Genomic DNA, 26,096 nt, shown 5'->3' with positions numbered 1-26,096 from the left:
AATTCAATCGTATAATTTCAGTTCAACGAAAGAATTAATTTCTCTTTTAGTTTAAATTAAAATTTCTGTGTGATAAAAAAGGGAGCTAAATGCTCCCTTAAATTTTTATCTGCTTTGCAGCCATCCTTCTGGATTATTATTTGAAGTATTTTGCATAATCAGGAATTTAATAATTGTCTTTCCTGTATCTCCACTTGTTCTAACTCTTCCGATATTTTGTTTGATTGTCACTTTATCTCCTTGACTAACCGAAACCGAACTTAAGTTTTGGTATACTGTAAAATAATCTCCGTGCTGAATTACAACTGCCTTATTTACTGGAGATAAAACAATAACTTTAGAAACTTCACCAGCAAATACAGCTCTTGCGCTCGCGCCATCTTCAGTTGTAATCTCAACTCCAGAATTATGAACCGTAATTGAAGGGTGCAGCGGGTGTGGCTGATCTCCGTAACCAAGAGAAATAAATCCTTTTTCTACTGGCCAAGGTAATCTTCCTCTATTTGCTTTAAAATCAGCAGCTAAAACTTTATCTTCTGGTGTCAATGCAATTTTAGAAGAAGAAACCGGAGCCTTAGCTTCGCTCGAACCTGGATTCGCTTTGGCTCTTTCTGCGGCTGCCTTTCTATTTGCTTCGGCAATAGCTTCACGAATTAAACGATCAATTTGTCTGTCGATTCTTTTTGATTCGCTTTGTTTTGATCGAATATCAGCTGCGATTTTATTTTTATCTTTTTTAAGTGAATTAACCAATTTCTGCTGCTCTTTTTTCTCAGCTTCAAGTGTAACTTTCTCTTTTTGGTTTTCGACAATGATTTTCTTTTTGACTTGTCTTTGCCCATCCAGTTTTGCATTAAAATCAACTAATTGAGCTGTTTTAGATTGAATTTCAAGTCCTTGATTTTTTCTAAAATTGGTATATTGTTTTAAATATTGCGCTCTTTTATAAGCTTGCAAAAAGCTTTCTGAAGACAAAATAAACATTGCACGACTTTGTTCAGAACGGCTTTTGTATGATTTTAAAATCATTTCTGCATAATCTTCTTTTAGAACTTTTAATTCTTTTTTAAGCTTATTAACCTGAACTTGATTAATATACATGTCATTACTAATCAGCTTTTCTTGCTTTGCCGTAGTATTAATTAATTTCTCTTTAAGCTTAATTTTGTTTGCCTGAATTAAATATTCATTTACAGCAGATTTCTCTTTTTTTCGAACAGACTGAAGCATTTTTTCATTGTCTCTAATTTCTTGTTGAATTTGAGCTTTACGCTGTTCCAGTTTTTCTTGCTGTGAATCTTGCGCCCACACAAATGTTGTGGCACATATTAAAACTAGACTTAGGAGAAATTTTGGCATGTTTCTATTTTTATTTTGCAAATTTACTGAATTGTAACTTTTTTATACCCACTTGGAACGCTATATGGAAAAGAAAGTTCTTCGTTAAATGAAATATTGTTATAATTTAAATTAATATTTGTTTTGCCTTTTGGCTGAACGGCATTGATTTCGATACTTGTTGGAATTGTTCCTTGATTGAAAACTTTACTGTCTGAGTAATTAATCTGTAAATTTCTATTTTCAGATGGCTGAGAAATCTCTTCTTTTTGAATTAAATATTTTTCGCCGTCTAAGAAGAACGTCTTTTTCAAATTAGCATCTTTTTCTTCATCCAATCTAAAAAGATTATCTACAATGGTTTGCGTGTATTTTCCTTTTCTTAAATCGTCAAATGCTTCTCCTACAAGTAAGTTCTGCACTTTACTATAATCTAAATCTGTTCCTAACCATTTGCTCAGACTTGTAAAATCTCCTTCGTAATACGTACTGTTTATTTTTTCGTAATAACTTACTGAAGAAGGCGTTATCAAAGCTTTTGCCATTGTAATTCCTAAGAAACGCACACTTATCAAAATCTGTTTATCTTTCTCAATTCTGATTTCGGCACTTACATTTTGACTTTGTTTTTCATCAACATATTTCGCGCTAGCTTTTATGTATAAAGTAGAAAAATCTAACTTATTCTCATAATGTTTTTCTACCACTTTTTTATCTTCTTTCGGTGCAACTGTTTGGCTTGTATTGTTTCCTTGTACTGCAACTGCTTTCGATTTACATGAAATTACGGCAACAGACAGCAATAAAACTGATATATATTTTTTCATTTGAATTTTCTTTATTTTTTCTTTTTTAATAATTCATTAGCCTTCAAAAAGTATTCCTCTTTTTTCTTGGCATCTCCCAATCCATTATACGCTTCTCCTAATTGAATATTAAAATTTGCTTCCAATTTTGCATCATCAACAACATAATCAAGTCCCATTTCTAAAACAGTTTTCGCATTTTTAAACTGCTTCGTCTGATTGCTTCCCAAACCAGCATAATAATAAAACTGCGCCTGACTCGGATAAACTTCAATCAGCATCATGGCTCTTTTGGTCATTAAATCGTATTGTTTAATCTGAGAATATGCTTCTAACAATAACATATTCGTTTCAAGATCTGTATCTGAATGTGCTTTTAAATCTTTTTCATAATATTTAATTGCATTTTCGAACTGACCTTTGCTATGATAAAATTTTCCAATTTCTTTTGCAACATCTACTTCTTTATCGTTATCAAAATAAGAGATTGCTTTTTCTAAATCGGCAGAATACTGTGGATTTTTGTTTACAAAAATCAAAAATTCATTCAACGTTCTATGTTTAATTTTTGAATCAATTTTTGAGCTTGCTAAAATCATATTCATCGATTTTATAGCTTTATCTGCTTGATTTGCATCTAAATAAGTTTTAAACAAACTTACTTGAGCCCATTCTGAATTCGGAATTTCTTTTGCCAATTGTTTGGCCACTTCTAAAGACTTCTCATTTTCATTATTTTTCGAATACAAAAGAATTAGATTCAAATAATTTGATTCTTCTTTTGGATCTTTTTTAATCTGCTGAATCAGATTGTCAATTTCTGCATTTTGATATTTTCCTTGCGATAAAATCTGCGCTTTATAAATTTCACGATCAGAAGATTTTCCAAACTTATCATTCATTTCGTTTATCGCTGTTAGCGCTTTATCATACTGATTGGTAATCATGTACAACGAAATCAAGTCATCTTTGTATTCTTCATCAAAAACAATAATTTTTTGAATGATTTCAATCGCCAAAGCATAATTTTTCGTCTCATAACTTACATCGTAAATTCCGAGCCAAAACCATTTATTTTTAGGATCAAGCTGTGTTGCTTTTTCAAAAGCATCTTGCGCATTTTGATATTGTTTAAGCGCTAGATAATTCTTGCCTAATTCAAAATAAGCGACTGCGTCATTGGGTTTTAGTTTGATACATTTTTCCAATGACACAATTGCTTTATCGTAATTTTCGATTCCTTTTTGTTTTAATGATTCATAAAATGAGTCTTGATATTCGTCTGTTGCCATAGCAATATCTTCGGGTTCTGTCTGAGCAAAAACCGAAAACGATGTGCTAAAAAAAGCAACAAGCAAAACTGTAAAAACTCTTTTTCTAATCATTTGGAAAAATACATTTTAAACAAAAACGAAACTTTCTTCTTTTTTATTTTATTCTAAAACAGCATAATCACCAATACTAATACTAGTAAATTTACCGTCGTAACTTACGTGATTTCCGATCATTGCGTTATCTAAATCAGCATTTTTGATTTGAGAATAAGTCTGAATCAAACTGTTTTTGATCCTGCTATCTGTTACATGACATCCATTTCCTAAAGAAACATTTGGACCAATAGTTGTATTTTTCAAAACAACATTTTCTCCAATATAACAAGGAGGAATAATTGTTGAATTTTCTAATTTCACACCATAATCTACTAAGTGCTCTCCATCGTTATGAAGAAAACCTAGCATTCTTGTATTTGTTTCTACAGTAACATCTTTGTTTCCGCAGTCCATCCATTCGTCAACGCTTCCGGTTTTGAAAACTTTTCCGTTTGCCATCATCGCTTTGATACCGTCATTAATCTGGTATTCTCCACCATTTTGAATGTTATTATCCAAAACATTTTGAAGTTCATTTCTTAAAACTCCAACTTCTTTAAAATAATAAATTCCGATAACCGCTAAGTCACTAACAAATTCTTTTGGTTTTTCAACCAACTCAATAATTTCATTATTTTGATTTAGTTTTACAACACCAAATGCTTCTGGCTGTTCAACTTGCTTTACCCAAATTACAGCATCTGCTTCTGGATCTAATTCAAAATCTGCTCTAATTAAAGTATCTGCATAAGCAATTACCGCTGGTCCAGAAAGAGAATCTTTTGCACACATAATTGCGTGACCCGTTCCCAAAGGTTGATCCTGACGGTATATAGCAGCTTTTGCTCCTAATCCTTTAGCCAAATCTTCTAAACTATTTACAACATCATCTCCAAAAAAAGCTTCGTCTCCTAAAATAAAAGCCACTTCTTCAATTGGTTCTTTTAATATTTTGGCAATATCTTCAACTAAACGATGTACAATAGATTTACCTGCAACAGGAATTAATGGTTTTGGAACAGTTAATGTATGAGGCCTTAATCTTGATCCACGGCCTGCCATTGGCACAATTATTTTCATTCTTTATTTGATTTTATAAGAAGATTTGAAAAAATCTTCAAGGGGTTTGGTCTTTCTTTTTTTTGTTCTGTTTATTACAGAAATTTATTTTACTCCAGTGCTTCCGAATCCTCCTTCACCTCTTGATGTTTCAGAAAGTGTTTCAACTTCGATCCATTCTGCTCTTTCGTGTTTTGCAATAATCAGCTGTGCAATTCTTTCTCCATTTTCAATTACAAAATCGTCATTAGATAAATTTACTAAAATTACACCAATTTCTCCTCTGTAATCTGCATCAATAGTTCCAGGCGAATTTAAAACGGTTACACCTTTTTTTGCTGCTAGACCACTTCTTGGCCTTACTTGCGCTTCGTAACCAATTGGTAATTCGATAAAAAGTCCTGTTTTTACGATAGCTCTTTCTAAAGGTTTTAGCGTAATTGCGTCAGAAATATTGGCACGTAAATCCATTCCTGCAGAAGCAATTGTTTCGTAGTTTGGTAAATCGTGCTGAGATTTATTGATTATTTGTATTTTCATTTTTTAAATAAATATTTTTTATAAGTGTCTTATTTTCTTTTCATTATTCCTTTTATAGTATCTTTTTCGAAATGATAAACCAAATACATAAAGGCTAAAAGAAGCGGAATTCCAACATAATATTTTTCTCTAAATCCGTAAAACGAGATAATCGAAAATAATATAGAAACTCCTAAATAAGCGCCAATTTTATTCATGTCATAAGGAATTGGATAATATTTATTTCCTAAAACATAAGAAATAAGCATCATACTTCCGTAAGCAGAAATGGTTGCAATTGCAGAACCATAATAACTGTATTTCGGAATTAAAAGATAATTTAGAACCAAAGTTACAATTGCACCAACTATAGAAATGTAAGCTCCAATTTTTGTTTTGTCGGTTAGTTTATACCAAACCGATAAGTTGTTATAAATTCCAAGAAAGAAATTCGCCAAAATGATTAGTGGCACAACTTTCATTGCTTCCCAATACGATTTATTGTCTAATAAAAGGTATTTTAGAACATCCGCAAAAACAATCACGCCTAATAAAATTAGAGATCCCAATATCACAAAGTATTTTGTAATTACTGCATAAGTCTGCGGAGCATTTTCATTTTTTGCATGGCTGAAAAAGAAAGGTTCAATTCCTAATCTGAAAGCTGTTGCAAAAAGAACCATAAACAATCCTAATTTGTAACAAGCTGAATAAGCTCCAACCTCAGATTTTGCTAGATTTTCTGGAAGTAAATAACCTAATAAGATTTTATCGAAATGTTCGTTTACGGCAAAAGCTAATCCGGCAACCAAAATTGGGAGACCATATTTCATCATTCTTCTCCAAAGTTCTGGATCGAATTTTCGTCCAAGCGAAAGATAATTTGGAGAAAGAACTATAAATGTTGCCAAACTTGCTAGAAGATTCGCAATGAAAATATAAGCGATTTGAAAGTTTTCTACATATAAATTGTCCCAAACAGAACCTGGATTTTCTGCCGCCAACGTTGGCAAATACATTAAGAAAAAGATATTAAGTAGAAGATTAATAACGACATTTCCAATCTTAATTGCCGCATAAACCATTGGTCTTTGATTGGCTCTTAATTTAGAAAACGGAATTAAAACCAATGCATCTAATACCAAAATCCAAACGGTATACGTAATATATTGAACATCTACCTCTGCAAGATTGGCTAACGTATTCCTAAAAATTAAAGCAACAAAAAGGAAGATAATTGAAGTCCAAAATATTGAAATTGTAGAAGTTGCAATTACATTTTTCTTATCATCTTCGGCACTATAAAATCTAAAAAAAGCCGTTTCCATTCCGTAAGAAAGAACTACGTTAAAGAAAACCATCCAAGATAATACAATTGAAACTTCTCCATACTCTGCAGTTGGTAAAATTCCTGTATATAATCTCACTAATAAAAAACTTAGCATTCTTGGTAAAACTGTAGCCAGACCGTAAATTGCTGTTTGCTTAAATAGATTTTTATATAATCCCAAAATATAATTGTAATAGTGTTTGTAAGACAAAAATAACCATTTCTTTTGTTTAATGATGTTTTTGTTGAAGCAATAAAATAAAGTTCTGTTTGTTTTTAAACAGTCATTTTCTTTTCGTCCAAAATTTTTACAAAATGAAACCCTCTTGGCGCGTAACCTTGATTGTAGTAAAATCTATGCGCTCCAAAATTTCCGGTGAAAGCATCTAAAACAATACTGCTGCAATTTAATTCCATTGCTTTTTTCTCTATATAATCAGTAAGCAATTTTCCAATTCCTTTAGAACGGTGATCTGGATTTACAACAAAATTATCTATTTCTAAATATCTTCCCGTCCATAATTTTGTTGCAGACCAGCAACCTGTTAGTCCTACACAAATATCATTTTCAAAAACAGCAATTTGAGTATAGTTGTGTGGAAGCATTTCCAAAAGAAAAGATTCATATTTTTCTAAAGTTATATTTGGATATAGAAATCTAATTGTACCTATTTGAGCTAACATTTCAGGAATGGTAGTAAGTTCTTTTATAAGTTGGTGATTCATTACAGTTTGCTTTAATATAATCAAAAATAATTAATTTCTTAGTTAATAGTTATATAATTAAAAATCAAAGACATGTGAAATATATAAATTAGACATGAAAATTATGTAACTTTTTTTAGACAGTCTTTTCCTAAATTTGTTTCACAGGGATTGAGAAAGCTAAATACAACCCTTATAAAAAAGGAAGCACTGGGACTGATAAAGCTTGTTTGTTCCCATAAAAGACAAAGCATAAGGGATTGATTCAGCTGTATTGTAACCCTAATAAAAACAGAGCACTGGGACTAATAAAGCTTGTTTGTTCCCATAAAAGACAAAGCAAAAGGGATTGATTCTGCTGAAATGTAACCCTTAAAAAAACAGAGCATTGGGATTAATAAAGCTAGTTTGTTCCCATGAAAGACAAAGCACACAGAGTTATCTGTCTATTTTTATAAAATGGTAGTGATTCTCAACTTTTGAATAATTTGAGAATCACCATTTTATAAAATTATTTTTAAAAAAGAAAACTTCCAATAAATAAAAAGCCAGCAAATGCTGGCTTTTTATTTTATATCTAATGGAATTGATTATCCATTTAAAGCTTCTGCTCCACCAACAATTTCCAAAATCTCACTTGTAATCGCAGCTTGACGAGCTTTGTTATAAGTTAATTTTAATTGGTTTCTTAATTCAGTAGCATTATCTGTTGCTTTGTGCATAGCAGTCATACGAGCTCCGTGCTCAGAAGCAAATGAATCGCGGATACCTTTATATAATTGTGTTTTTAAAGACTTAGGAATTAAAGTCAAAACAATTTCTTCTTTAGAGGGTTCAAAAATATAATCTCCAGCAGAAACATTTTTGTCAGAATTGATAGGAGCTAACGGTAAAAATTGCTCTACTTGAACAATTTGAGTTGCTGCATTTTTAAATTGATTGTAAACCAACTCAATTCTATCATAATCTCCAGATAAAAATTTCTCAGTCAAATTATCTGCAATTCCAGCAACATTTTCAAAAGTTAAATGATCAAAAATTGCATTATGATGACCGTGAACTTTATGAGTTTTGCTTAAAGCATCATTTCCTTTTTTACCAATAGCAAAAACATCAACTTGCTTTCCTGCGTAAAATTCAGTACGGTTTTTAATCTCTTTAATAATATTTGAATTGAAAGCACCGCATAAACCTCTGTTTGAAGTTATCGCTACTAACAATACTTTTTTTACTTCACGTTGTGTAGTGTAATCTCCTCCAACTTCACCTTCAAGTGTAGCAGAAAGATCTTGCAATAACTCCGTTAATTTCTCGGCATAAGGACGCATTGCAGTGATTGCATCTTGTGCTTTCTTAAGCTTTGCAGCAGAAACCATTTTCATAGCCGATGTAATCTGCATCGTCGATGAAACGGAAGTAATTCTATTACGGATTTCCTTTAAATTTGCCATGTAAATAGTTATTGGTTGTTAGTTGTTGGTTGATAGTTACTAAAAACAATCAACCAACAACCGTCAACTAAAATTAGTTATATTTTGCTGAGATTTCTTTTGCTGCTTTTTCGATAACATCTGTAATGCTGTCATCTAATTTACCAGCTTTCAACGCGTTAAGCGTATCTTTATGTTTACTGTTTAAGTAAGCTAAGAAATCAGCTTCAAATTCTTTTACTTTTTCTACAGGAACGTTTCTTAATAAGTTTTTAGAACCAGCGTAGATAATAGCTACTTGGTTTTCAACTGTATAAGGATCATTTAAACCTTGTTTTAAGATCTCAACGTTTCTTTTTCCTTTTTCAATTACGTTTAAAGTAACAGAATCTAAGTCAGAACCAAATTTAGCAAAAGCTTCTAATTCACGGAATTGAGCTTGGTCTAATTTTAAAGTTCCAGAAACTTTCTTCATAGATTTAATTTGAGCATTACCTCCAACACGAGATACAGAGATACCTACGTTAATTGCAGGACGAACCCCAGAGTTGAACAAATCTCCATCAAGGAAAATCTGACCATCTGTAATAGAAATTACGTTTGTTGGGATATATGCAGAAACGTCACCAGCTTGAGTTTCGATAATTGGTAAAGCAGTTAATGAACCACCACCTTTTACGATAGATTTGATAGAATCTGGTAAATCGTTCATGTTTTTAGCGATACCATCATCAGCGATTACTTTACAAGCACGCTCTAATAAACGAGAGTGTAAGTAGAAAACGTCTCCAGGGTAAGCCTCACGTCCCGGTGGTCTTCTTAATAAAAGAGAAACCTCACGGTAAGCAACAGCTTGTTTAGATAAATCATCATAAACAATAAGTGCAGGACGACCTGAATCTCTAAAGTACTCTCCAATTGCAGCACCAGCGAATGGAGCATAAACTTGCATTGGAGCTGGATCAGAAGCATTAGCAGCAACGATAACTGTATAAGCCATTGCTCCTTTTTCTTCTAACATTTTAGCGATTCCTGCTACAGTTGAAGCTTTTTGTCCAATTGCAACATATATACAGAATACAGGTTTTCCTGCATCGTAAAATTCTTTTTGATTTAAGATTGTATCAATACAAACAGTTGATTTACCTGTTTGACGGTCACCAATTACAAGCTCACGCTGTCCACGACCAACTGGGATCATAGCATCAACTGCTTTTACTCCTGTTTGTAATGGTTCAGTTACTGGCTGACGGAAGATAACACCAGGTGCTTTTCTTTCCAAAGGCATTTCGTATAAGTCTCCACCGATTGGTCCTTTTCCATCAATTGGAAAACCAAGCGTGTTAACAACACGTCCTACCATTTGCTCACCTACTTTAAGAGAAGCAATACGTTGAGTTCTTTTTGCAGTAGATCCTTCTTTAAGTCCAGTTGATGGCCCTAAAAGTACAACCCCAACATTATCCTCTTCAAGATTCAATACGATACCTTCCATACCGTTATCAAATTCTACTAACTCTCCATATTGTACATTAGATAGCCCGTAAACACGAGCAATACCGTCTCCAACTTGAAGTACTGTTCCTACTTCCTCTAGCGTAGCACCAGATTCAAAACCTTCTACTTGCTTTCTTAATATTGCTGAAATTTCAGCAGGTTTGATTTCCGCCATCTTAATTTATAATTTAGACACTTTTTGTGTTATAAAAACTAATTACTTAACTCTCTTTTTAATACTTGTAATCTGTTTGCAACAGAAGCATTGTATTGCTTGTCACCTATTCTTAAAATAAATCCACCGATAATAGCTGGATCTACTATATTTTCAATTGTAATTTTTTTATCAGATAAAGTCGCAATTTTTGCCAAAACTTTAGCCTCTAATTCTGCATCCATAGGAATTGCAGTTGTCACTTTTGCAACTTCAACACCATTGCTTTCATCATATACTTTACTATATTCAACAGCAATTGCATTTAAAATTTCAAATCTTTTGTTTTCGAATAATAATTGAAATAACCCTTTAGTTACACCATTTACATTTGAGAAAACTTCTAAAAGAGCACTTTGTTTAACTTCAACAGTTGTTGTTGGGTTTTCAATAAACGTACTCAATTCTACATTAGTTTCAATTGCATTTGCAATTGATTTCATATCGTTATTTACAGCTTCGGCAACACCTTTAGAGTTTGCTAAGTCCAAAATTGCTTTTGCATAACGAATTGCTGCTCTTGTACTTGCCATAGTCTTAGTTTAACTTTACGTCACCTAACATTTTCTCAACTAATTTAGTTTGAGATTCTTTGTTAGATAATTCTTCTTTCAATAATTTTTCAGCAATGCTTAATGATAAAGTTGAAACTTGAGATTTCAATTCTGCCATAGCAGCGTTTTTTTCGCTTTCGATAGCCGCTTTAGCTTGTTCGATCATTTTTTGACCTTGAGCTTGAGCTTCATTTTTAGAATCAGCAATCATTTTCTCTTTCATTTCGCGAGCTTCTTTTAACATAGCGTCACGTTCTGCACGAGCTTCATTCAAAATTCTTTGGTTATCAGCTTGTAAATTTTGCATTTCTTGTCTTGCATTTTCTGCAGAAAGTAACGCATCTTTAATTCCTTGCTCTCTATCATTTACTGCATCAAGAATTGGTTTCCATGCAAATTTTTTCAACAAGAAAATTAATCCAACAAATATTAATACTTGCCAAAAGAACAAACCGAACTCGAACTGATTTATTAACTTTTCCATTATATAGAATTATAAATTTTAAATTATATCTTTTAAATTGTCTTGAAGAGCAATTTTATTTTTAATGTTTTATTTTTAAAACAATAGTTACAACCAACCGTTGCAACTATTGTTTTTTGTGTTTTAATTAAGCAGCGAATAATGCAGCGAAACCAATACCTTCAATAAGTGCAGCAGCGATAAGCATAGCTGTTTGGATTTTTCCTGAAGCTTCTGGTTGACGAGCGATAGCGTCCATTGCTGAACCACCAATTCTACCGATACCTAATGCAGCTCCGATTACGATTAATCCAGCTCCTACGAAATTTAAACCGTTCATATTTGTATATATTAAAAATTAAACATTCAATTTGATTTTAGATTTTCGAATGTAGATTTTAGATTGAAATAAATCTGAAATCTAAACTCTGAAATCTAATTTTTAGTGGTGCCCCTCCTCTTCGTGGTGGTGCTCTTCTACTGCTGAACCAAAATAAAGTGCAGACAGCATTGTAAAAATATAGGCTTGTAAAAATGCTACTAGAATTTCTAGTATAGAAAGTACAAATGATAATCCGAAAGATAATGTACTTCCAATCCAGCTTTTAAAGATAAACATCAATCCAATGATACTCATTAATACGATGTGACCCGCAAAGATATTTGCGTACAAACGAATCATTAATGAAAATGGCTTAATGAAAACTCCTAACAATTCAATTGGTGCCAAAATAATTCTCATTGGTTTTGGTACTCCTGGCATCCAGAAAATGTGACCCCAGTAATTTTTATTTGCTGAAATGTTTGTGATTAAGAATGTAAGGATTGCTAAAGAGAATGTAATTGTAAAGTTTCCTGTAGCATTAATCCCTAGTGGAGTTAGTCCGAAAATATTTAAAAACAATACAAAGAAAAATATAGTTAATAAATAACTCATGTATTTCTTATAATGTTTTTCACCAATGTTTGGAATCGCAACATCGTCACGAATAAAAAGTACTAAAGGTTCGAAAATTCTTCCAACTCCAGAAGCAATTCCTCCGTTTTTAGCATATGATTTTGCTAAACTTGTAAATAACCAAAACATTAATAAAGCGGCAACCATAATAGAAAGTACCGTTTTTGTAATTGAGAAGTCTAACGGACGAACATTTGTTGGGTGACCTGTTTTTTCATCTTCAGTAATTGTACCCTTAGCATCTGTTCTGTAGATTTTTCCATCGTGATGATTAATCACATAAAAATTTCCATTTGACTCAGCTACTTCGTGTCCGTGGTGAAATTTAGAAGAAGAAAAAATGTGTAAACCATTATCCCAAAGAATTACTGGTAATGGGAAACCATAATATTTACCTGTCTCATCATCTTGCGTTAATGTAAAATCATGAGAGTCTAAAACGTGATGACCAATAAATGCTTTAATCTTAGATTTAACATCTGTTGGCTCTGCATGATGTCCTTCTGCAGCACCTTCATGGGCTACTTCAGTTTGAACATGCGTAGAGTCTTTTTCAGTATTTGAAAAACTCATTAGTGGAAGACAAGCTACTAAAGCTGCAAGAATAAATCTGAGTGGTTTGTTTGAAATCACCATATCTGTGGAAAATCTTATTTTTTACGTTTCTAAAATTTGGTGCAAAGGTACATTTTTTATTAATATTCAAAAGGATATGAAAAATTATTTTTAAACCTTGTTTTAAAGAATTGTTATTTTAACGCTTTTCATTTAATAATCGGGCAGTTAAAAGCGTCTGAAATAACAAAAACAGAAGAAATGTTATAAAAAAATTAGTTTTTTCAACAGAGCCGTGAGAAATGTTGTTTGATAAAATTGGTCGTAAAAATCCGTAGTAAATAAACATTTGAACAAAAGTTCCCAACATAAAGAACATTCCAATACTATCAAATTTATCCTTTTGGAATTTTAATGTTAGTATTAATAATAAGGTAGAAAAAAATAGAAAAATAAGATACAAGACTTCTAAACTGTAGAAAAAGTTTTGGCCGTTAATTTTAAAAATGAAGAAAACTCCTTTATGTATTATATAGGAAGCAAAGGCGAGAATAATTAAATGAAAAACAAGTTTATATTTCTTTAAAAACATCTTGAATATTTTTTTTGCAAAGATGCGATATTATTTAAAGCTGTTTTTAAACTTTATTTACTTTGTTTTATTAATCTCATTTACCTGACGTATAACATTATATAGTGCTAATGCAACGCCAACCATAACCAAGATCTTGTTATAGTAAACTTTTTCGCTTGGATGATTTTCGTCTAGCCAGGTTCCGAGATAAGAAAACAAAAATATGATAACACCCATTTGAATGGGAATATTAATGAGTGCTATCCATTTATTTCCTCTATTTTTATTCGGCTCCTTTTCCATCTTCTAACATTATTACCTGATTTGAATGGGCAAGCATTGTGCAGGTTGCTGTGAAGTCTGCTCCTGGTTCTATTGAAAGTTTTCCTACTGCTACTTCTCCATGAATTTGAGCAGTAGACTTGATATTAAGGATTTCCAGAACTTTTATTTTTCCGTGAAACTCTCCTTCGATATCGGCATTGTTACAGATTATTTCTCCTTTTACAGATCCCTTAGCGCCAATTACGATTTTGCCTTGCGAAGTAAAATTTCCAATCAATTCGCCGTCTAATCTAAAATCGGCTTTAGAAACGATATCTCCTATTATTGATGTTCCTTCTACAATTCTATTCGTTTTTCCTAATTGTTCAGTTCCGTTTTTTTTTACTTTTTCAAACATGGCGGTTAAGATTTAAGGGGCTTTTGGGGTCAAGTATGCGTCTAGATTCTTTTTGATCTGTACTATTTTGTAATTATCCGTTGATATAATTATTGACGGATCGGCAATTTTGTATTTTTTATCATCTCTGAAAACTCCAGCAATATCTCTAGCATAAGCTTCAGACTTTAAACCATGAATAACTACAAAACTTTCCGTTTTATTGTATTTATCTACAGATGTTGTTAATCTTTCGAAGTTTTCAACTAACAAAAATACTCTAATTGCCTCTTTAATTTTTTCGACCGTTTTTGTATCTGTATTAGCAACTTTATACAAAATTTTCCAATTTTTATTGTCTACATCTGTAAAGGCCATCTTTTCTAAGATAGGAACTTGTTTTTCTAGAATTTCTCTCGCATTCTTACCTTCTTCACTATTCGGATAATTGTCGGCGACATTTTCTAAACCTTTTTTATAGGCTTCCAAACCATTTACTTTTCCTAAAGTATTGGCTTTTAATAATTCGTATTTAGAAACAATATCATCTCCTGAATATTGATTAATTAAATTATCGATATTCGCCAAGACTTCATCAAATTTTTCTTCTTCAAAAAGTTTATACCATTTATAATACTCTTTGTCGGGACTCGAACTTGAATCGTCTGATTTATTATTTAAAATCTGGGCATATCTCGATTCTGGGTATTTAGACGAGATTTCAGTTTTCATTGCTTCTGCTTTTGCCGGATCTGTAATTTGATAGATTTTATACAAATTATACATCGATGGCAATACTAGCTTTTCTTCTGGATTGTTTTTTAATAACTGTTCCAATTTGTCACTGGCCAATTTATATTCTTTAAACTTCTCCTTATATATAAGTCCTAATTGATAATATGAAAAATTACGTTCTTTGCCTATGCTATCCATAGCCGATTGAGTTGTTGGAAGCTGTTTTACATAATAAGCAACTGTATATTTTTCTACAACAACCGTATCTGCTATTGCGTTTGCAATTTCTTGATTTTTAATCGTATCGTTTAATGCTGCATCATTTGCAGATTTTACTCCTGACAATCTCCAATTACCGCCTAAAGTTCGGCTTCCCCACATTTTTTTAAATTGCAGTTTTCCGTAAGCAACTGTTGTTGGGTTGTAAAAATAAAATGTGCTTACATTATCATTAGAACCTGGAGGCACACCAACTAATTCAGGAACAGAAGATTTACCTAAAGATTGCGGATTAACGGCTCCGTTTCCAGAAACTTCTGCCTGAGAATTTAAATCAATATTGACTAATCTTTCTCTTTCTTTTTCTTCTGAAAGTCGTTTAGCTTCGTCTTTCTTTTTTAGCTCTGCAATATAGTTTTCAAAATAAACTTTCTTTTCTGTTGCTGGCAAGTTGTAAACCTTAATAATACTGTCATTACGTTTTGCGATTGCTTCGTATTTTATTACTTCATCAAGGTTTTTTCTATTTTTTTCAATAAAAGCGTATTCTCTAGTTTTAGGATCTAGCTTAACCAAAGTACTGTCATAATACTTTGCTGCCATTATATATTCTGTATTTTTAAAATACATGTTTCCGATATTTCTATAAGCAGAAGCCATTAAATACGGATCTTTTGATTTTCTTGCTAATGATTTATTATAGAAAACGAGAGCGTTTTTATTATCTTTTCTTTTATCATAAAAATTACCCATCTCATAAAAAAGCACATCATAATAAGGACGGTTTTCACGATCTGCAACTAACTTATTGTACATTTTTAAGAAAATTGTATCGTTTCCGTTTTCATAATCATACATCTGAGCTTTCTTTGCATAAGCATGCATCATGTATTTACGATCTGCTTTTCTGTTTAAATCAATTACACCATCATAAAAATAATTAGCGCTATCTCTTTTTCCTTCTCCTTGGTACATTTGTCCCAAAATAAAGCGATATCTAGCGCGTTCCTCATTTTTTCTGGTAAATTGTTCCGCAATTCTTAGTTTGGCAACGGCACTATCTTTTTGTTCTAAATTCAGAAATGCTTCAGCCAAAAGAGCATTTGCATCGGCAAAAGTCTGTTTGTCTAAATCTGTTTTTTTAAGTAAAATTTTAATGTTTTTAAGAGCAATTGCATCGTTTCCTAAACGCATATTGGTCTTTTCACGCCAGATTTTTGCAATGTAAATATTGTTGCTTTCTGGGTATTTGTACAAAATATAATTGAATGCCTCAATTGCAGGAATAAAGCGCTGATCGTAATATCTCGCTTTTCCTAACATAAGGTACGCTTCGTCAATCTGCCAGTTTCTCTCTCTTCCTCCAATATTCATGGAGTGTTTCTGAATCGCTTTTGTAGCTTTTGTTTCTGCTTTTTCAAAATCAGGATTTTTGGCTTTTTCTCCTTCAGAAAAATTTTCGTCGAACTGCATTTTTTCTATTGGCAGAATTTTCCAAAAATTATCTTGATTATTGGCCTGAATAGATTGAAGACCTTTATCTAAGCCAATTCCTCCATTGTACAAAATATTATATTTGGTCCCGATAGAATGCGAACTTCTAGCCAAAAAAGTGTTTTTTTTGGTAGAACAAGCTATCAAAAGCAATAAAAAAACGAGAGTAAAACTATATTTAAGAGTATTCTTTTTCAATAGAAAAGAGTTTAAAACAGATAACTACTAAAAATCAGTTTTAGTATATTCATTTGTAAAAATACGCTTCTTTTTGAAATATAGAAATGCTATACCGCAAAAAACAATTCTAGTTCCTGTAAGGTCTCTTTTGAAGTCTGAATATCTTTTACAATTTCGCCTTTATTAAGCGCCACTATTCGATCGCAAACTTCAACAGTATGTTGCAAATCATGACTTGAAACTAAAACTGTTACATTTGGATTTTCTGCCAATTCTTTAATAATTTTTTTCAATCGGCTAACTGTTGTTGGATCTAAATTTGCAAAAGGTTCGTCTAAAATTACAACTTCTGGATTTCCAATAAGTGTTGCAATAATTCCAACTTTTTTCTGGTTTCCTTTTGATAAATCTCGAAGGTATTTTTTGTTTTTTAAAATCTCTCCATTAAAAAATTCTTCATGTTTTGCCAACAAAGCATCTACGTCTGCTTTATTCTGATTGCGCAAATCTCCAATAAAGTAGAAATATTCTTCCGGTGTTAAATATCCGATAAGGAAATTTTCATCTAAAAAAGAACCTGTAAAAGATTTCCAGTTTTCGCTTGTATTTACCTGAATATCATTGCTTTTTATATATCCGGTTGTAGGTTGAATAAGATCCAAAAGTAAGCTGAAAAAAGTTGTTTTTCCTGCTCCGTTATTTCCGACCAATCCGAAACTTTGTCCTTTTGGAATATCAAGATTGCTAATGTTTAAAACTGTTGTTCCGTTATATTTTTTTGAAAGTTGATTTACTTGTATCATAATAATTGTTGATTTTAGATTTCTAAAGAATGAAATTCTCTCATTCTCAAATTGACAAATTTTCTAATTAATTCTTTTGTTTATAAGCACTTATCGTACTGTATTTTTCAATTTTGTATCTTTTTTCAATTAAAGAAAATACCTTTTCTTTAAATACAAATCCAAGAATACCTGCGCCGGCTACTAAAGCCAAACCAATCATTTTGTCTCCAAAATAAATTCCTAATCCATATAAGGCCACTGGCAATAAAATTTTAGGCAAAGACAAAAGCATAGCGCTTGCATTAAAAGCTTTTTTATCTCCAAAAGCTCCGCCTGCATTACTCAAATCAATCGGTGTTTTAGTGAAAGCGCCACCTAAAAGAACCAAATGAGAATTTACACCTATATTATAAATCGCTCCAACAACAATAGTTAGATAAACTTCCCATCCGTAAAAGAGATAAAAAGATGCCAATATTGTCGAGGCAAATGTTGCAATAACAATAAGCCACCATTTTGAAGTGATATAATTTCTGTACGGAATATTCTGAGTCATCATTAATTGGTAATATGAACTATCCCAACTCGGAACAAATTGGCCAAAGACAAATAGAAATCCTCCTGAAACAAATATTCCGGCAAAAATGTGCATCATAGCTGGCTGATGTGAGTTTCCGAAAAAAATCAATCCGTAGAATAAAAAGATAACGCTCATAATAATTGTCGTTTTCGATCTTTTATTTCTTTTAATAAGTTTGATGTCATTTTTAAGGAAAGTTCCCAAAGTTCCAAACTGATTAAGCCAAGTAAGATTTTCTGTAGAAGCTTCATCTTGTTTTACAGAAAGTCCTGCATCTAGATATAAATTCTTTTTAAAATATTTAAAAGTATAGATATGCAATCCGATTAATACTAATATTGGTATTAAAAATACACCTTCTATATCGTAAAAGTTTTGAAAAAACGGAGTTGTAAATACCGTTATATCAAACAATTTATAATATTGCGCTCCTCCGAAAGCCAAAATAGCAACAACAAACAAAGCAAACAATTTGTCGATATTGCTTAAAATAATGTTCAGGAAATTATTGATATAAATGAATGCCATAATTCCTAAATGCCAGAAAACAATTCCGACAACATCGTATCCGTTTAAAATTAGTACAATCGAAAACGGAATAAAAAATAAAGCATGAACCCAATTAAAAAATGACAGCATCGTTTTTCCTAATGAAAAATGAACAATTGTCGGTTTTTTAAAAGGCATTATCAATAACGGTTTAATATTTAAAACAGGAATTGATTGCAATAATAATCGGATTACCAGATCGAACAAAAAATAATAAACTAAAAATTTGTTGACTGTTACCAAAGGTTCTAATTTCATATCCTTTAGAACATAAAATGCTCCAACGCCCATTCCGATAAAAATCACTGAAAAATAGATCATGAAAAAACCTATTAGAATTTTCATTGCCAGGTTTTTACCAAATGATGCCGATCGAATGAAAGCTTTCCATTCAAGGTAAATAAACTTCTTAATCATGGTTTATGGTTTTAGTATTTTTGTAGTAAGAGATCAAATGTAGGAAAACGTTACAAAAAAAGTTAAAAAAAATAATTTAGTGCTAAACTTTTAATAGTGGTTTGCTACTTTTGCATAAAAATTCTATCATGCCTTCATTCTTAAAACTTATAATTAAAGAGGTTAAACGCGAAACTGCAGAGGCTGTTTCTGTACTTTTTAATGTTCCAGAAGAACTAAAACCTGACTATAAATTTATAGCTGGTCAATATATAAATTTAAAACTAACACTTGATAACCAAGAAATTAGACGCGCTTATTCTATTTGCTCTGCTCCAGATAGCGGCGAATTAAGAATTGCTGTTAAAGCGGTAAAAAATGGTCTTTTTTCTCAGTTTGCCAATACAAGACTTAAAGCAGGTGATGTTCTTGAAGTAGGTCAACCAGAAGGTAAATTTACTTTTGAACCAGATGCAGAAAGACAAAAAAACTATGCAGCCTTTGTTGCAGGAAGCGGAATCACGCCTGTTCTTTCTATCATAAAATCGGTTTTAAAACACGAACCAAAAAGTTCATTTGTACTAGTTTACGGAAATAAAACTCCTGAAAACACAATTTTTCATCAAGAACTTCACGATTTACAATTGCAATACGTAGGCAGATTTTTTGTTCATTACGTATTTAGCCAGGCAAAAGCTGAAAATGCTTTATTTGGAAGAATTGAAAAATCGACTGTAAATTTTGTTTTGAATAACAAACACAAAGAACTTCAGTTTGATAAATTCTTCTTGTGCGGACCAGAAGAAATGATTAATACCGTTTCTGATGTTTTAAAAGAGAAAAATGTAAAAGAATCAGCCATTAAGTTTGAGCTTTTTACTTCTTCTACTGAAGAACACGCAATTCAAGGTTCTCAAGAAGGACACACAAAAATTACGGTTTTGGTTGATGATGAAGAAACTACTTTTGAAATGTCTAAAAAACAGACTATTCTTGATGCTGCTCTAAAACAAGGTGTTGACGCTCCTTATTCTTGCCAAGGCGGAATCTGCAGCAGCTGTTTAGGACGTGTAACTGCAGGAAGTGCAGAAATGACTAAAAACTCAATTTTAACAGATAGCGAGATTGCCGAAGGTTTAATTTTAACTTGTCAGGCGCATCCAACATCCGAAACTATTTATGTTGATTACGACGACGTTTAGTCTGTTAAATTCCAATATTAAAAATTCCAAATTCCAAGCTTTCAATTGGAGTTTGGAATTTTTTTTTATAATTAAGAGAAATTTTTTTTATTAAAGTTGTCATTGCAATAAAAACAAAATTAAGCCAAAAATTTGCTTATTTTTTATTATATTAGAGGTGAAATTATGGCAATCGCAAAATCTTCGGTTTGTAGAGCTAAATCAAATTTGTCAAACATTTAAACATTAAATATCATGACAGCTCACGTACAACATTTTCATTTATATCTATTTATTATGCTTGTTGTAACTGCTTCGCTATGCGTTCTGGCGGTTATTATAAAAATGAAAAACAGAAAAGGCCCTAAATTGCTCGAAAAAGAAAAATACAATTCGACTTTAACCGATAAAATGGTAGAAGTAGAAAACACAGATTCTAATGTTTTTAATATCTGGCCTTATGTAAGTAGACTTAAATCAGCTAAAGTTTTATCTAAAAAAATCAAAGACAACGACTTAGTTTACAAGATTTACAGAGATTCAACAGAAAAGTTTGAACATATTCTATTATCAACCGAAGACAAAAACAACTTTGTTACGATTATAGTTAACAAAAAAAGAAAAAAAACAATAGGATATTCTATTCTTGATTCTGATGAAAAATATGAGTTAAGAAGCAATATTGCCTAAAGTTTATTATCGGGAAATAACCCCAGCGGGGTAAAATATTTATAGAATCACAATAAAAAAAAGGAAAAAAGCTCCAGCGGAGCGGCATATATTATAAAAAATATGTCGCTCCGCTGGAGCTTTAATATTGTAAATGTTATTCTTTGCTATAAATATTTCGCTTCTCCGAAGCTTAAAAAACTATTCTTTTAGCTCTTTAATCTTTTATGAAAGCTGTTCTACAACTTTGTCAAAAACCTGTTGTGGCAAAATAGTTCTCATCGCATCTTCATAACCTTCCACAACTTTATTTCCATAAACCGAAGTTGGAAGTTTTGGATATTGATTTCTGTCTGAAGTCAATGCGTTTTCTAGCGTTTGATTAAAAGGTAAAAATCCTGCGTACGGATGCGTTGCGCCCCATAGCGTAATTACTTTTACTCCAAGCATTGCTGCAATATGTGCATTTCCAGAATCCATAGAAAGCATGACATCTAGATTACTAATTAATTGTAATTCCTGCTGAAACTTAATTTTCCCAGCCATATTAATCACGTTTTCAAATGGCTCTAAAATTGAATCTAAAATTTCGATTTCTTTTTTTCCTCCGCCAAAAAGTAAAATTTTGTATGAAGAATTCTCAGCCAATTTGGCAATTACTTCTTTCATTAAATCCAAAGGATAAACCTTTGAATCGTATTGAGCAAAAGGTGCAATTCCAATTAATTTTGAATTTTCATTTCCGATAATTTTAAGAATATCAGCACTTAAAACTGCTTTTTCAGGAAAAGTTGTCCCGACGCTTCGGGAGGATAAATCTAAAGGAAAACCAAGTTGTTCAAACACTTTTGTATGTCTTTCGAACATTGTTGGCAATTGTTTGAAAATCTTCTTTTCAGCTCTCGTTAATTCTTTTTTTCCTTCACGGCCTTTATCAACGGTTGCTCTTTTTTTTCCGCTTAAAGCGAAAAGTAAACTCACAACTTTAGAACGTAAAACATTATGAAGATCTGCAAAAGCATCAATTTTTAGTTTTTTCAAGTCTTTAAATAATCGCAAAAGCCCAGGAAATCCTTTGTGTCTTTCTTTTTCATCGAAAGCAAAAAACTCCAAATTTGGAATTCCATCAAAAAAAGGTTTGAAAAATGGACGAGAAATAACGGTCAATTTCACTGTCGGATATTGTTTTACAAAAGCGCGTAAAACAGGAACCGTCATGGCGACATCTCCCATTGCGGATAGTCTCATGACGGCTATATGCTTAATTTTGCTAGACAAGTCTGCCAAATTATTTTTTATTTTGATACAAAACTGGGTTCAAATCATCGTCGTTGTACATTTTCATTTGTTTGTACACTTTCATGAATTTTTCTCCGCTTTCGATATCTGTCAATAATTCTTCAATTGCTGTAGATAAATCTGTTCTTTGCTCTAAAAGAATATTTAATTTTTCTTGACATTTATCTCTATGTTCTTGAGAAGCTTCAGCGCGTGTAGCTTCTTCGTGCATATGATAAATTTTTAAAGCCAAAATAGACAATCTGTCAAATGCCCAAGCTGGACTTTCAGAATTGATTTTTGCTCCGTCTTTAGCTTTAATATCGCTGTATTTTTGCAAAAAGTAACTATCGATATATTCCACCATATCAGTACGTTCCTGATTTGATGCATCAATTCTTCTTTTTAAAGTTAAAGCTGCAACTGGATCAATTTGCGGATCACGAATAATATCTTCAAAATGCCATTGAACGGTATCAATCCAATTTTTTAGATATAACAAATGCTCGAACTTATCTTTTGGATAAGGATTATTGATCGGCTGGTCAACATTATCAAATTGATGATAATCTTTGATGCTTTGCTCGAAAACAGAATATGCTAATTTTGAAAACATGTATTTATTTTTTTAGAGTTACAAAGATACTTTTTATACTTTTATGCTGCGAAAAAAAGCAATTATTTTTCGTTTTCTAATCTTTATTCGTTAATAAATTAATATTTCATCATGAAAATTCACTATATCTCTGAAAATAATAGCGTTCTTAATCATTTTTTAGGTCAAATTAGAAATGTAAATGTCCAGAATGACAGTATGCGTTTTCGCAGAAATATCGAACGCATTGGAGAAATTATGGCTTACGAGTTAAGTAAAATTTTGCCTTATAAAGAGGTTGAAATCCAAACTCCGCTTGGCATTAAAAAAACAACTCAAATTGAAACCGATTTAGTTTTATGTCCGATTTTGAGAGCTGGTTTACCACTTCATAACGGGTTTTTAAATTATTTTGATCATGCCGAAAACAGCTTTGTTTCTGCTTGCAGATTTCACCCGAATAATGATGATGAGTTTGAAATTTTAGTTGAATATCAAGCCATTTCAAACTTAAACAATAAAACTGTTTTACTTCTAGATCCGATGTTGGCAACTGGACAATCTATCGTTGCCGTTCATAAAAAACTGATTGAAAATGCTACTCCAACAGAATTTCATATTGTTGTTGTTATTGCTGCTCCAGAAGGAATTGCGCATCTAGAAGAAAATCTTCCAGAAAATTGCCATTTGTGGGTTGCTTCTTTGGATGAAAAACTAAATGAGAAAAATTACATTGTTCCTGGACTTGGCGACGCTGGCGATCTCGCTTACGGAAGTAAATTATAATTGTGAGAAAAAAGTAAACAAACCGCACACTATCAGTACATAATATACAATTTCGTTATTCAATTTTTGCTGCATATATTCTACATGACTTGCCGCCATAATAGTTAAAGGCGCAATGCTAAATAACAATAAATCATTGCTTTTGTTTGGCGAAATAATGAAAACCAAGACAGCGATAAAAAAATATGCTACCACTTTTTTGTATGATGAATGAACAATCTGTGGTCTATTTGATAAAGTCATCAGCATAGAAGTAACAAAAAACAAAGCAACAGCTGTGTATATTGAAAGTGCCGCGTTTTCGTAATTATTTTTAAAATAATCAATCTTAAAATCGATTACAGCTCTTTCGTTAAAAAAAGCTACGACATCAATATTAAAAATTAAGGAAGTCATATAAAACAAAATTGCCACCGCTAAAAATGCGATAAATGGCAAAACCCAGTTTCTATAATCGCGTGAAACGTGAAAAATAATGGATATATAAACCAATATCAAGAACAAAATACTCCAAAATTGAAATAAAGAAGCTACAAAAACCCAAAATGCCGCATCAAATATTTTTTCTTTTGAAGCTTTTAAAGATTGTAACGAAACCAATCTTCGAAGAGCCAATAAAATAAAGAAATTGGCATAAATAACATTTGGATTATTAAATATCGTTGGAAAAAATAATAGAAATAATAAATAGAAAAGTATCGCGTAACCATTGTCTTTACTGAGTCCGTTCTTTTTTACGATAAAATTAATCATAAAAAAAGAAGCCAAAATAAAGCATAATAAACTCACTTTTTGAAATGCCAAAAAATAAGAACTAACCCAAGAAGGATCTTTAATTTGGAACATAAAAAAGAAAACCAGTATCAAAATTACAACCAACGAATAATTTAATGGCGTAGATTTTTTAAAAACACTTGTTATCATAAGGATATTTTATACTTTTGTGGTTGTAAAGATAATACTTGTTTAAAAGGAAAACCTAACAAGTAGAAAAAAGATTTGGTAAGCCGAATTTTATCTTCAAAGCATTACACAACAATAAATAACATATAATTTTTTAAATTATGAAAGCTTTTTTCGAAGGAATTCAATACTTATTCGTTAACATTTTGTTTGCTCCTCTTGACTTTTTACGTCGTTTGGAATTAATTACATGGTTTGGTGCAAACACTATTAACTGGATTTTTATGATCATCTGCTCTGCTGCAATCGTTTACTGGATTAAACAATTACGCATTTTTGATGACGCTGGAACTGAAAACCAAGATACAACAGCTCATTCATTTTTAAAATAAAAACCAAACCCTTTAATTAAAAAGGGCTGGCAAATTTTATTTTTAAATTAGATCGAAGCCGATATCTTTTCTAAAATACATCTTATCAAAGCTTAGTTTATCTATGTTTTGGTAAGATTTTTTTATGGCTTCTTGGAAATTATCTCCGTAAGAAGTAATAGCAATTACACGTCCTCCATTAGTAACGACATTTCCGTTATCTAATTTTGTCCCTGCGTGAAAAACTATAGATTCTTCAATATTTTCTAATCCTGAAATTACTTTTCCTTTTTCAAAATCTTCAGGATATCCGCCAGAAACTAACATAACCGTTGTAGCACTTCTTGGATCAACTTCTAAATTAAAATCGCCTAATTTTTGATCTGCAACAGACAAAAACAATTCAACTAAATCTGATTTTAATCTCGGAACCACAACTTCAGTTTCAGGATCTCCCATTCTTACGTTATATTCAATAACGATTGGTTCGTTTTTCACATTTATTAAACCAATAAAAACAAAACCTTTATATTCGATTCCGTCTTTTTGAAAACCTTCGATTGTTGGTTTTACAATACGAGTTTCAATTTTTTCCATTAAAACAGCATCAACATAAGGAACTGGAGAAACGGCTCCCATTCCGCCTGTATTTAAACCTGTATCGCCTTCGCCAATTCTTTTGTAATCTTTTGCTGTTGGAAGAATTTTATAGTTTTTCCCGTCTGTTAAAACGAAACAGCTTAATTCGATTCCGTCCAAAAATTCTTCGATAACAACTTTTGCACTTGCTGTTCCAAATTTAGCGTGAACCAACATATTACGTAATTCTGTTTTTGCTTCTTCAAGATCCTGAATAATCAAAACTCCTTTTCCTGCTGCCAATCCGTCTGCTTTTAAAACGTATGGAGGCTGTAATGTTTCTAAGAAATCACAACCTTTTTCAACTGTTTCTGCAGTAAAACTATCGTAAGCCGCCGTTGGAATATTGTGTTTCATCAAGAATTCTTTGGCAAATTCTTTACTTCCTTCTAATTGAGCACCTAATTTAGATGGACCGATAACTGGAATATGTTTTAAACTTTCGTCGTTTTTGAAATAATCGTAAATACCTTTTACCAATGGATCTTCAGGTCCTACGACTACTAAACTTATATTTTCTTTAAGTACTAAAGCTTTTACAGCTTCAAAATCTGTCGCAGATATTGCCACGTTTTCAGCAATTGCAGCGGTTCCTGCATTTCCAGGTACTACAAAAAGTTTTTCGCAAAGCGGACTCTGAGTCATTTTCCATGCAAATGCATGCTCTCTTCCGCCTGATCCCAATAATAAAATTGTCATGGTG

At 31.8% G+C, this 26,096-nt stretch carries 26 protein-coding genes; 4 read left to right on the top strand and 22 right to left on the bottom strand.

Annotation, left to right across the window (positions count from 1 at the left end; all coding sequences use genetic code 11):
* Positions 1 to 105 precede the first annotated feature (105 nt).
* The 18 genes from NYQ10_RS04960 to NYQ10_RS04875 all read right to left on the bottom strand — a co-directional run bounded on the left by NYQ10_RS04960 (position 106) and on the right by NYQ10_RS04875 (position 18,992).
* A complete protein-coding gene (locus NYQ10_RS04960) occupies positions 106 to 1,359 on the bottom strand; it encodes a murein hydrolase activator EnvC family protein (protein WP_289879154.1) in 1,254 nt (417 codons plus the stop codon).
* Between the two features lie 23 nt (positions 1,360 to 1,382).
* On the bottom strand, positions 1,383 to 2,165 hold the full coding sequence (locus tag NYQ10_RS04955) for a DUF4292 domain-containing protein (RefSeq protein WP_289879153.1): 783 nt from the start codon (positions 2,163 to 2,165) through the stop codon (positions 1,383 to 1,385).
* 11 nt (positions 2,166 to 2,176) lie between these two features.
* Positions 2,177 to 3,529, bottom strand: a complete 1,353-nt coding sequence (locus NYQ10_RS04950) for a tetratricopeptide repeat protein (protein ID WP_289879152.1) — start codon at positions 3,527 to 3,529, stop codon at positions 2,177 to 2,179.
* 48 nt (positions 3,530 to 3,577) lie between these two features.
* Positions 3,578 to 4,594: a sugar phosphate nucleotidyltransferase gene (locus NYQ10_RS04945; protein ID WP_289879151.1), complete on the bottom strand. Its 1,017-nt coding sequence runs from the start codon at positions 4,592 to 4,594 to the stop codon at positions 3,578 to 3,580.
* A gap of 84 nt (positions 4,595 to 4,678) precedes the next feature.
* On the bottom strand, positions 4,679 to 5,113 hold the full coding sequence (dut, locus tag NYQ10_RS04940) for a dUTP diphosphatase (RefSeq protein WP_289879150.1): 435 nt from the start codon (positions 5,111 to 5,113) through the stop codon (positions 4,679 to 4,681).
* Between the two features lie 29 nt (positions 5,114 to 5,142).
* Positions 5,143 to 6,603: a lipopolysaccharide biosynthesis protein gene (locus tag NYQ10_RS04935; protein WP_276175656.1), complete on the bottom strand. Its 1,461-nt coding sequence runs from the start codon at positions 6,601 to 6,603 to the stop codon at positions 5,143 to 5,145.
* Positions 6,604 to 6,698: 95 nt separating this feature from the next.
* Positions 6,699 to 7,148, bottom strand: a complete 450-nt coding sequence (locus NYQ10_RS04930) for a GNAT family N-acetyltransferase (protein ID WP_289879149.1) — start codon at positions 7,146 to 7,148, stop codon at positions 6,699 to 6,701.
* Positions 7,149 to 7,717: 569 nt separating this feature from the next.
* On the bottom strand, positions 7,718 to 8,578 hold the full coding sequence (gene atpG / locus NYQ10_RS04925; RefSeq protein WP_289879148.1) for an ATP synthase F1 subunit gamma: 861 nt from the start codon (positions 8,576 to 8,578) through the stop codon (positions 7,718 to 7,720).
* 73 nt (positions 8,579 to 8,651) lie between these two features.
* On the bottom strand, positions 8,652 to 10,229 hold the full coding sequence (atpA, locus tag NYQ10_RS04920; RefSeq protein ID WP_057115505.1) for a F0F1 ATP synthase subunit alpha: 1,578 nt from the start codon (positions 10,227 to 10,229) through the stop codon (positions 8,652 to 8,654).
* A 38-nt stretch (positions 10,230 to 10,267) separates the two neighbouring features.
* Entirely contained in the window at positions 10,268 to 10,801 is a 534-nt protein-coding gene (gene atpH, locus NYQ10_RS04915) for an ATP synthase F1 subunit delta (protein WP_289879147.1), read from the bottom strand.
* 4 nt (positions 10,802 to 10,805) lie between these two features.
* Complete coding sequence (locus NYQ10_RS04910; protein WP_184158751.1) at positions 10,806 to 11,306, bottom strand: F0F1 ATP synthase subunit B; 501 nt, start codon at positions 11,304 to 11,306, stop codon at positions 10,806 to 10,808.
* A gap of 127 nt (positions 11,307 to 11,433) precedes the next feature.
* Positions 11,434 to 11,625, bottom strand: a complete 192-nt coding sequence (atpE, locus tag NYQ10_RS04905; RefSeq protein ID WP_207298407.1) for an ATP synthase F0 subunit C — start codon at positions 11,623 to 11,625, stop codon at positions 11,434 to 11,436.
* 102 nt (positions 11,626 to 11,727) lie between these two features.
* Positions 11,728 to 12,879, bottom strand: a complete 1,152-nt coding sequence (gene atpB, locus NYQ10_RS04900) for a F0F1 ATP synthase subunit A (protein WP_289879146.1) — start codon at positions 12,877 to 12,879, stop codon at positions 11,728 to 11,730.
* Between the two features lie 568 nt (positions 12,880 to 13,447).
* Entirely contained in the window at positions 13,448 to 13,675 is a 228-nt protein-coding gene (locus NYQ10_RS04895) for an AtpZ/AtpI family protein (protein WP_276171475.1), read from the bottom strand.
* A complete protein-coding gene (locus NYQ10_RS04890) occupies positions 13,656 to 14,054 on the bottom strand; it encodes a bactofilin family protein (RefSeq protein ID WP_289879145.1) in 399 nt (132 codons plus the stop codon). The genes NYQ10_RS04895 and NYQ10_RS04890 overlap by 20 nt, the downstream gene beginning before the upstream one ends.
* Positions 14,055 to 14,066: 12 nt before the next feature.
* Complete coding sequence (locus NYQ10_RS04885) at positions 14,067 to 16,679, bottom strand: tetratricopeptide repeat protein (protein WP_289879144.1); 2,613 nt, start codon at positions 16,677 to 16,679, stop codon at positions 14,067 to 14,069.
* A gap of 89 nt (positions 16,680 to 16,768) precedes the next feature.
* On the bottom strand, positions 16,769 to 17,464 hold the full coding sequence (locus tag NYQ10_RS04880) for an ABC transporter ATP-binding protein (protein WP_289879143.1): 696 nt from the start codon (positions 17,462 to 17,464) through the stop codon (positions 16,769 to 16,771).
* Positions 17,465 to 17,531: 67 nt separating this feature from the next.
* Positions 17,532 to 18,992, bottom strand: a complete 1,461-nt coding sequence (locus NYQ10_RS04875) for a DUF5687 family protein (protein ID WP_289879142.1) — start codon at positions 18,990 to 18,992, stop codon at positions 17,532 to 17,534.
* 128 nt (positions 18,993 to 19,120) lie between these two features.
* Between NYQ10_RS04875 and NYQ10_RS04870 the strand changes: the two genes are divergently transcribed.
* A complete protein-coding gene (locus NYQ10_RS04870) occupies positions 19,121 to 20,173 on the top strand; it encodes a ferredoxin--NADP reductase (protein WP_289879141.1) in 1,053 nt (350 codons plus the stop codon).
* 234 nt (positions 20,174 to 20,407) lie between these two features.
* The gene (locus NYQ10_RS04865) at positions 20,408 to 20,842 is read left to right on the top strand and encodes a hypothetical protein (protein ID WP_289879140.1); all 435 of its coding nucleotides are present in this window, start codon (positions 20,408 to 20,410) and stop codon (positions 20,840 to 20,842) included.
* Positions 20,843 to 21,046: 204 nt separating this feature from the next.
* On the opposite strand, the gene NYQ10_RS04860 is transcribed toward NYQ10_RS04865, so the two are convergent.
* Positions 21,047 to 22,069: a glycosyltransferase family 9 protein gene (locus tag NYQ10_RS04860; RefSeq protein WP_289879139.1), complete on the bottom strand. Its 1,023-nt coding sequence runs from the start codon at positions 22,067 to 22,069 to the stop codon at positions 21,047 to 21,049.
* Positions 22,070 to 22,109: 40 nt separating this feature from the next.
* Positions 22,110 to 22,715: a DUF4254 domain-containing protein gene (locus NYQ10_RS04855; RefSeq protein ID WP_289879138.1), complete on the bottom strand. Its 606-nt coding sequence runs from the start codon at positions 22,713 to 22,715 to the stop codon at positions 22,110 to 22,112.
* Between the two features lie 111 nt (positions 22,716 to 22,826).
* On the opposite strand from NYQ10_RS04855, the gene upp reads away from it, so the two are divergent.
* Positions 22,827 to 23,480, top strand: a complete 654-nt coding sequence (upp, locus tag NYQ10_RS04850; RefSeq protein ID WP_289879137.1) for a uracil phosphoribosyltransferase — start codon at positions 22,827 to 22,829, stop codon at positions 23,478 to 23,480.
* Here the strand turns inward: upp and NYQ10_RS04845 are convergent.
* Positions 23,475 to 24,404, bottom strand: coding sequence for a DUF6427 family protein (locus NYQ10_RS04845; RefSeq protein ID WP_289879136.1), 930 nt, complete (start codon positions 24,402 to 24,404; stop codon positions 23,475 to 23,477). The genes upp and NYQ10_RS04845 overlap by 6 nt on opposite strands.
* A gap of 140 nt (positions 24,405 to 24,544) precedes the next feature.
* Between NYQ10_RS04845 and NYQ10_RS04840 the strand changes: the two genes are divergently transcribed.
* Complete coding sequence (locus tag NYQ10_RS04840) at positions 24,545 to 24,775, top strand: DUF6341 family protein (RefSeq protein WP_229353602.1); 231 nt, start codon at positions 24,545 to 24,547, stop codon at positions 24,773 to 24,775.
* A gap of 42 nt (positions 24,776 to 24,817) precedes the next feature.
* Here NYQ10_RS04840 and purD read toward each other — a convergent pair whose 3' ends face one another.
* On the bottom strand, positions 24,818 to 26,092 hold the full coding sequence (purD, locus tag NYQ10_RS04835; RefSeq protein ID WP_289879135.1) for a phosphoribosylamine--glycine ligase: 1,275 nt from the start codon (positions 26,090 to 26,092) through the stop codon (positions 24,818 to 24,820).
* Positions 26,093 to 26,096 lie beyond the last annotated feature (4 nt).

Origin of the sequence: Flavobacterium johnsoniae (assembly GCF_030388325.1) — a bacterium.
Taxonomy (GTDB): domain Bacteria; phylum Bacteroidota; class Bacteroidia; order Flavobacteriales; family Flavobacteriaceae; genus Flavobacterium; species Flavobacterium johnsoniae_C.
Note: the sequence above shows the minus strand (reverse complement) of the source record. Positions and strands in the feature narration are given on the sequence as shown.

Excerpts from the sequence above, each read along its gene's own strand:
- NYQ10_RS04960 (WP_289879154.1), bottom strand. The coding sequence starts at position 1,359 with ATGCCAAAATTTCTCCTAAGTCTAGTTTTAATATGTGCCACAACATTT.
- NYQ10_RS04955 (WP_289879153.1), bottom strand. The coding sequence starts at position 2,165 with ATGAAAAAATATATATCAGTTTTATTGCTGTCTGTTGCCGTAATTTCA.
- NYQ10_RS04950 (WP_289879152.1), bottom strand. The coding sequence starts at position 3,529 with ATGATTAGAAAAAGAGTTTTTACAGTTTTGCTTGTTGCTTTTTTTAGC.
- NYQ10_RS04945 (WP_289879151.1), bottom strand. The coding sequence starts at position 4,594 with ATGAAAATAATTGTGCCAATGGCAGGCCGTGGATCAAGATTAAGGCCT.
- dut (WP_289879150.1), bottom strand. The coding sequence starts at position 5,113 with ATGAAAATACAAATAATCAATAAATCTCAGCACGATTTACCAAACTAC.
- NYQ10_RS04930 (WP_289879149.1), bottom strand. The coding sequence starts at position 7,148 with ATGAATCACCAACTTATAAAAGAACTTACTACCATTCCTGAAATGTTA.
- atpG (WP_289879148.1), bottom strand. The coding sequence starts at position 8,578 with ATGGCAAATTTAAAGGAAATCCGTAATAGAATTACTTCCGTTTCATCG.
- atpA (WP_057115505.1), bottom strand. The coding sequence starts at position 10,229 with ATGGCGGAAATCAAACCTGCTGAAATTTCAGCAATATTAAGAAAGCAA.
- atpH (WP_289879147.1), bottom strand. The coding sequence starts at position 10,801 with ATGGCAAGTACAAGAGCAGCAATTCGTTATGCAAAAGCAATTTTGGAC.
- NYQ10_RS04910 (WP_184158751.1), bottom strand. The coding sequence starts at position 11,306 with ATGGAAAAGTTAATAAATCAGTTCGAGTTCGGTTTGTTCTTTTGGCAA.
- atpE (WP_207298407.1), bottom strand. The coding sequence starts at position 11,625 with ATGAACGGTTTAAATTTCGTAGGAGCTGGATTAATCGTAATCGGAGCT.
- atpB (WP_289879146.1), bottom strand. The coding sequence starts at position 12,879 with ATGGTGATTTCAAACAAACCACTCAGATTTATTCTTGCAGCTTTAGTA.
- NYQ10_RS04895 (WP_276171475.1), bottom strand. The coding sequence starts at position 13,675 with ATGGAAAAGGAGCCGAATAAAAATAGAGGAAATAAATGGATAGCACTC.
- NYQ10_RS04890 (WP_289879145.1), bottom strand. The coding sequence starts at position 14,054 with ATGTTTGAAAAAGTAAAAAAAAACGGAACTGAACAATTAGGAAAAACG.
- NYQ10_RS04880 (WP_289879143.1), bottom strand. The coding sequence starts at position 17,464 with ATGATACAAGTAAATCAACTTTCAAAAAAATATAACGGAACAACAGTT.
- NYQ10_RS04875 (WP_289879142.1), bottom strand. The coding sequence starts at position 18,992 with ATGATTAAGAAGTTTATTTACCTTGAATGGAAAGCTTTCATTCGATCG.
- NYQ10_RS04870 (WP_289879141.1), top strand. The coding sequence starts at position 19,121 with ATGCCTTCATTCTTAAAACTTATAATTAAAGAGGTTAAACGCGAAACT.
- NYQ10_RS04865 (WP_289879140.1), top strand. The coding sequence starts at position 20,408 with ATGACAGCTCACGTACAACATTTTCATTTATATCTATTTATTATGCTT.
- NYQ10_RS04860 (WP_289879139.1), bottom strand. The coding sequence starts at position 22,069 with ATGAGACTATCCGCAATGGGAGATGTCGCCATGACGGTTCCTGTTTTA.
- NYQ10_RS04855 (WP_289879138.1), bottom strand. The coding sequence starts at position 22,715 with ATGTTTTCAAAATTAGCATATTCTGTTTTCGAGCAAAGCATCAAAGAT.
- upp (WP_289879137.1), top strand. The coding sequence starts at position 22,827 with ATGAAAATTCACTATATCTCTGAAAATAATAGCGTTCTTAATCATTTT.
- NYQ10_RS04845 (WP_289879136.1), bottom strand. The coding sequence starts at position 24,404 with ATGATAACAAGTGTTTTTAAAAAATCTACGCCATTAAATTATTCGTTG.
- NYQ10_RS04840 (WP_229353602.1), top strand. The coding sequence starts at position 24,545 with ATGAAAGCTTTTTTCGAAGGAATTCAATACTTATTCGTTAACATTTTG.
- purD (WP_289879135.1), bottom strand. The coding sequence starts at position 26,092 with ATGACAATTTTATTATTGGGATCAGGCGGAAGAGAGCATGCATTTGCA.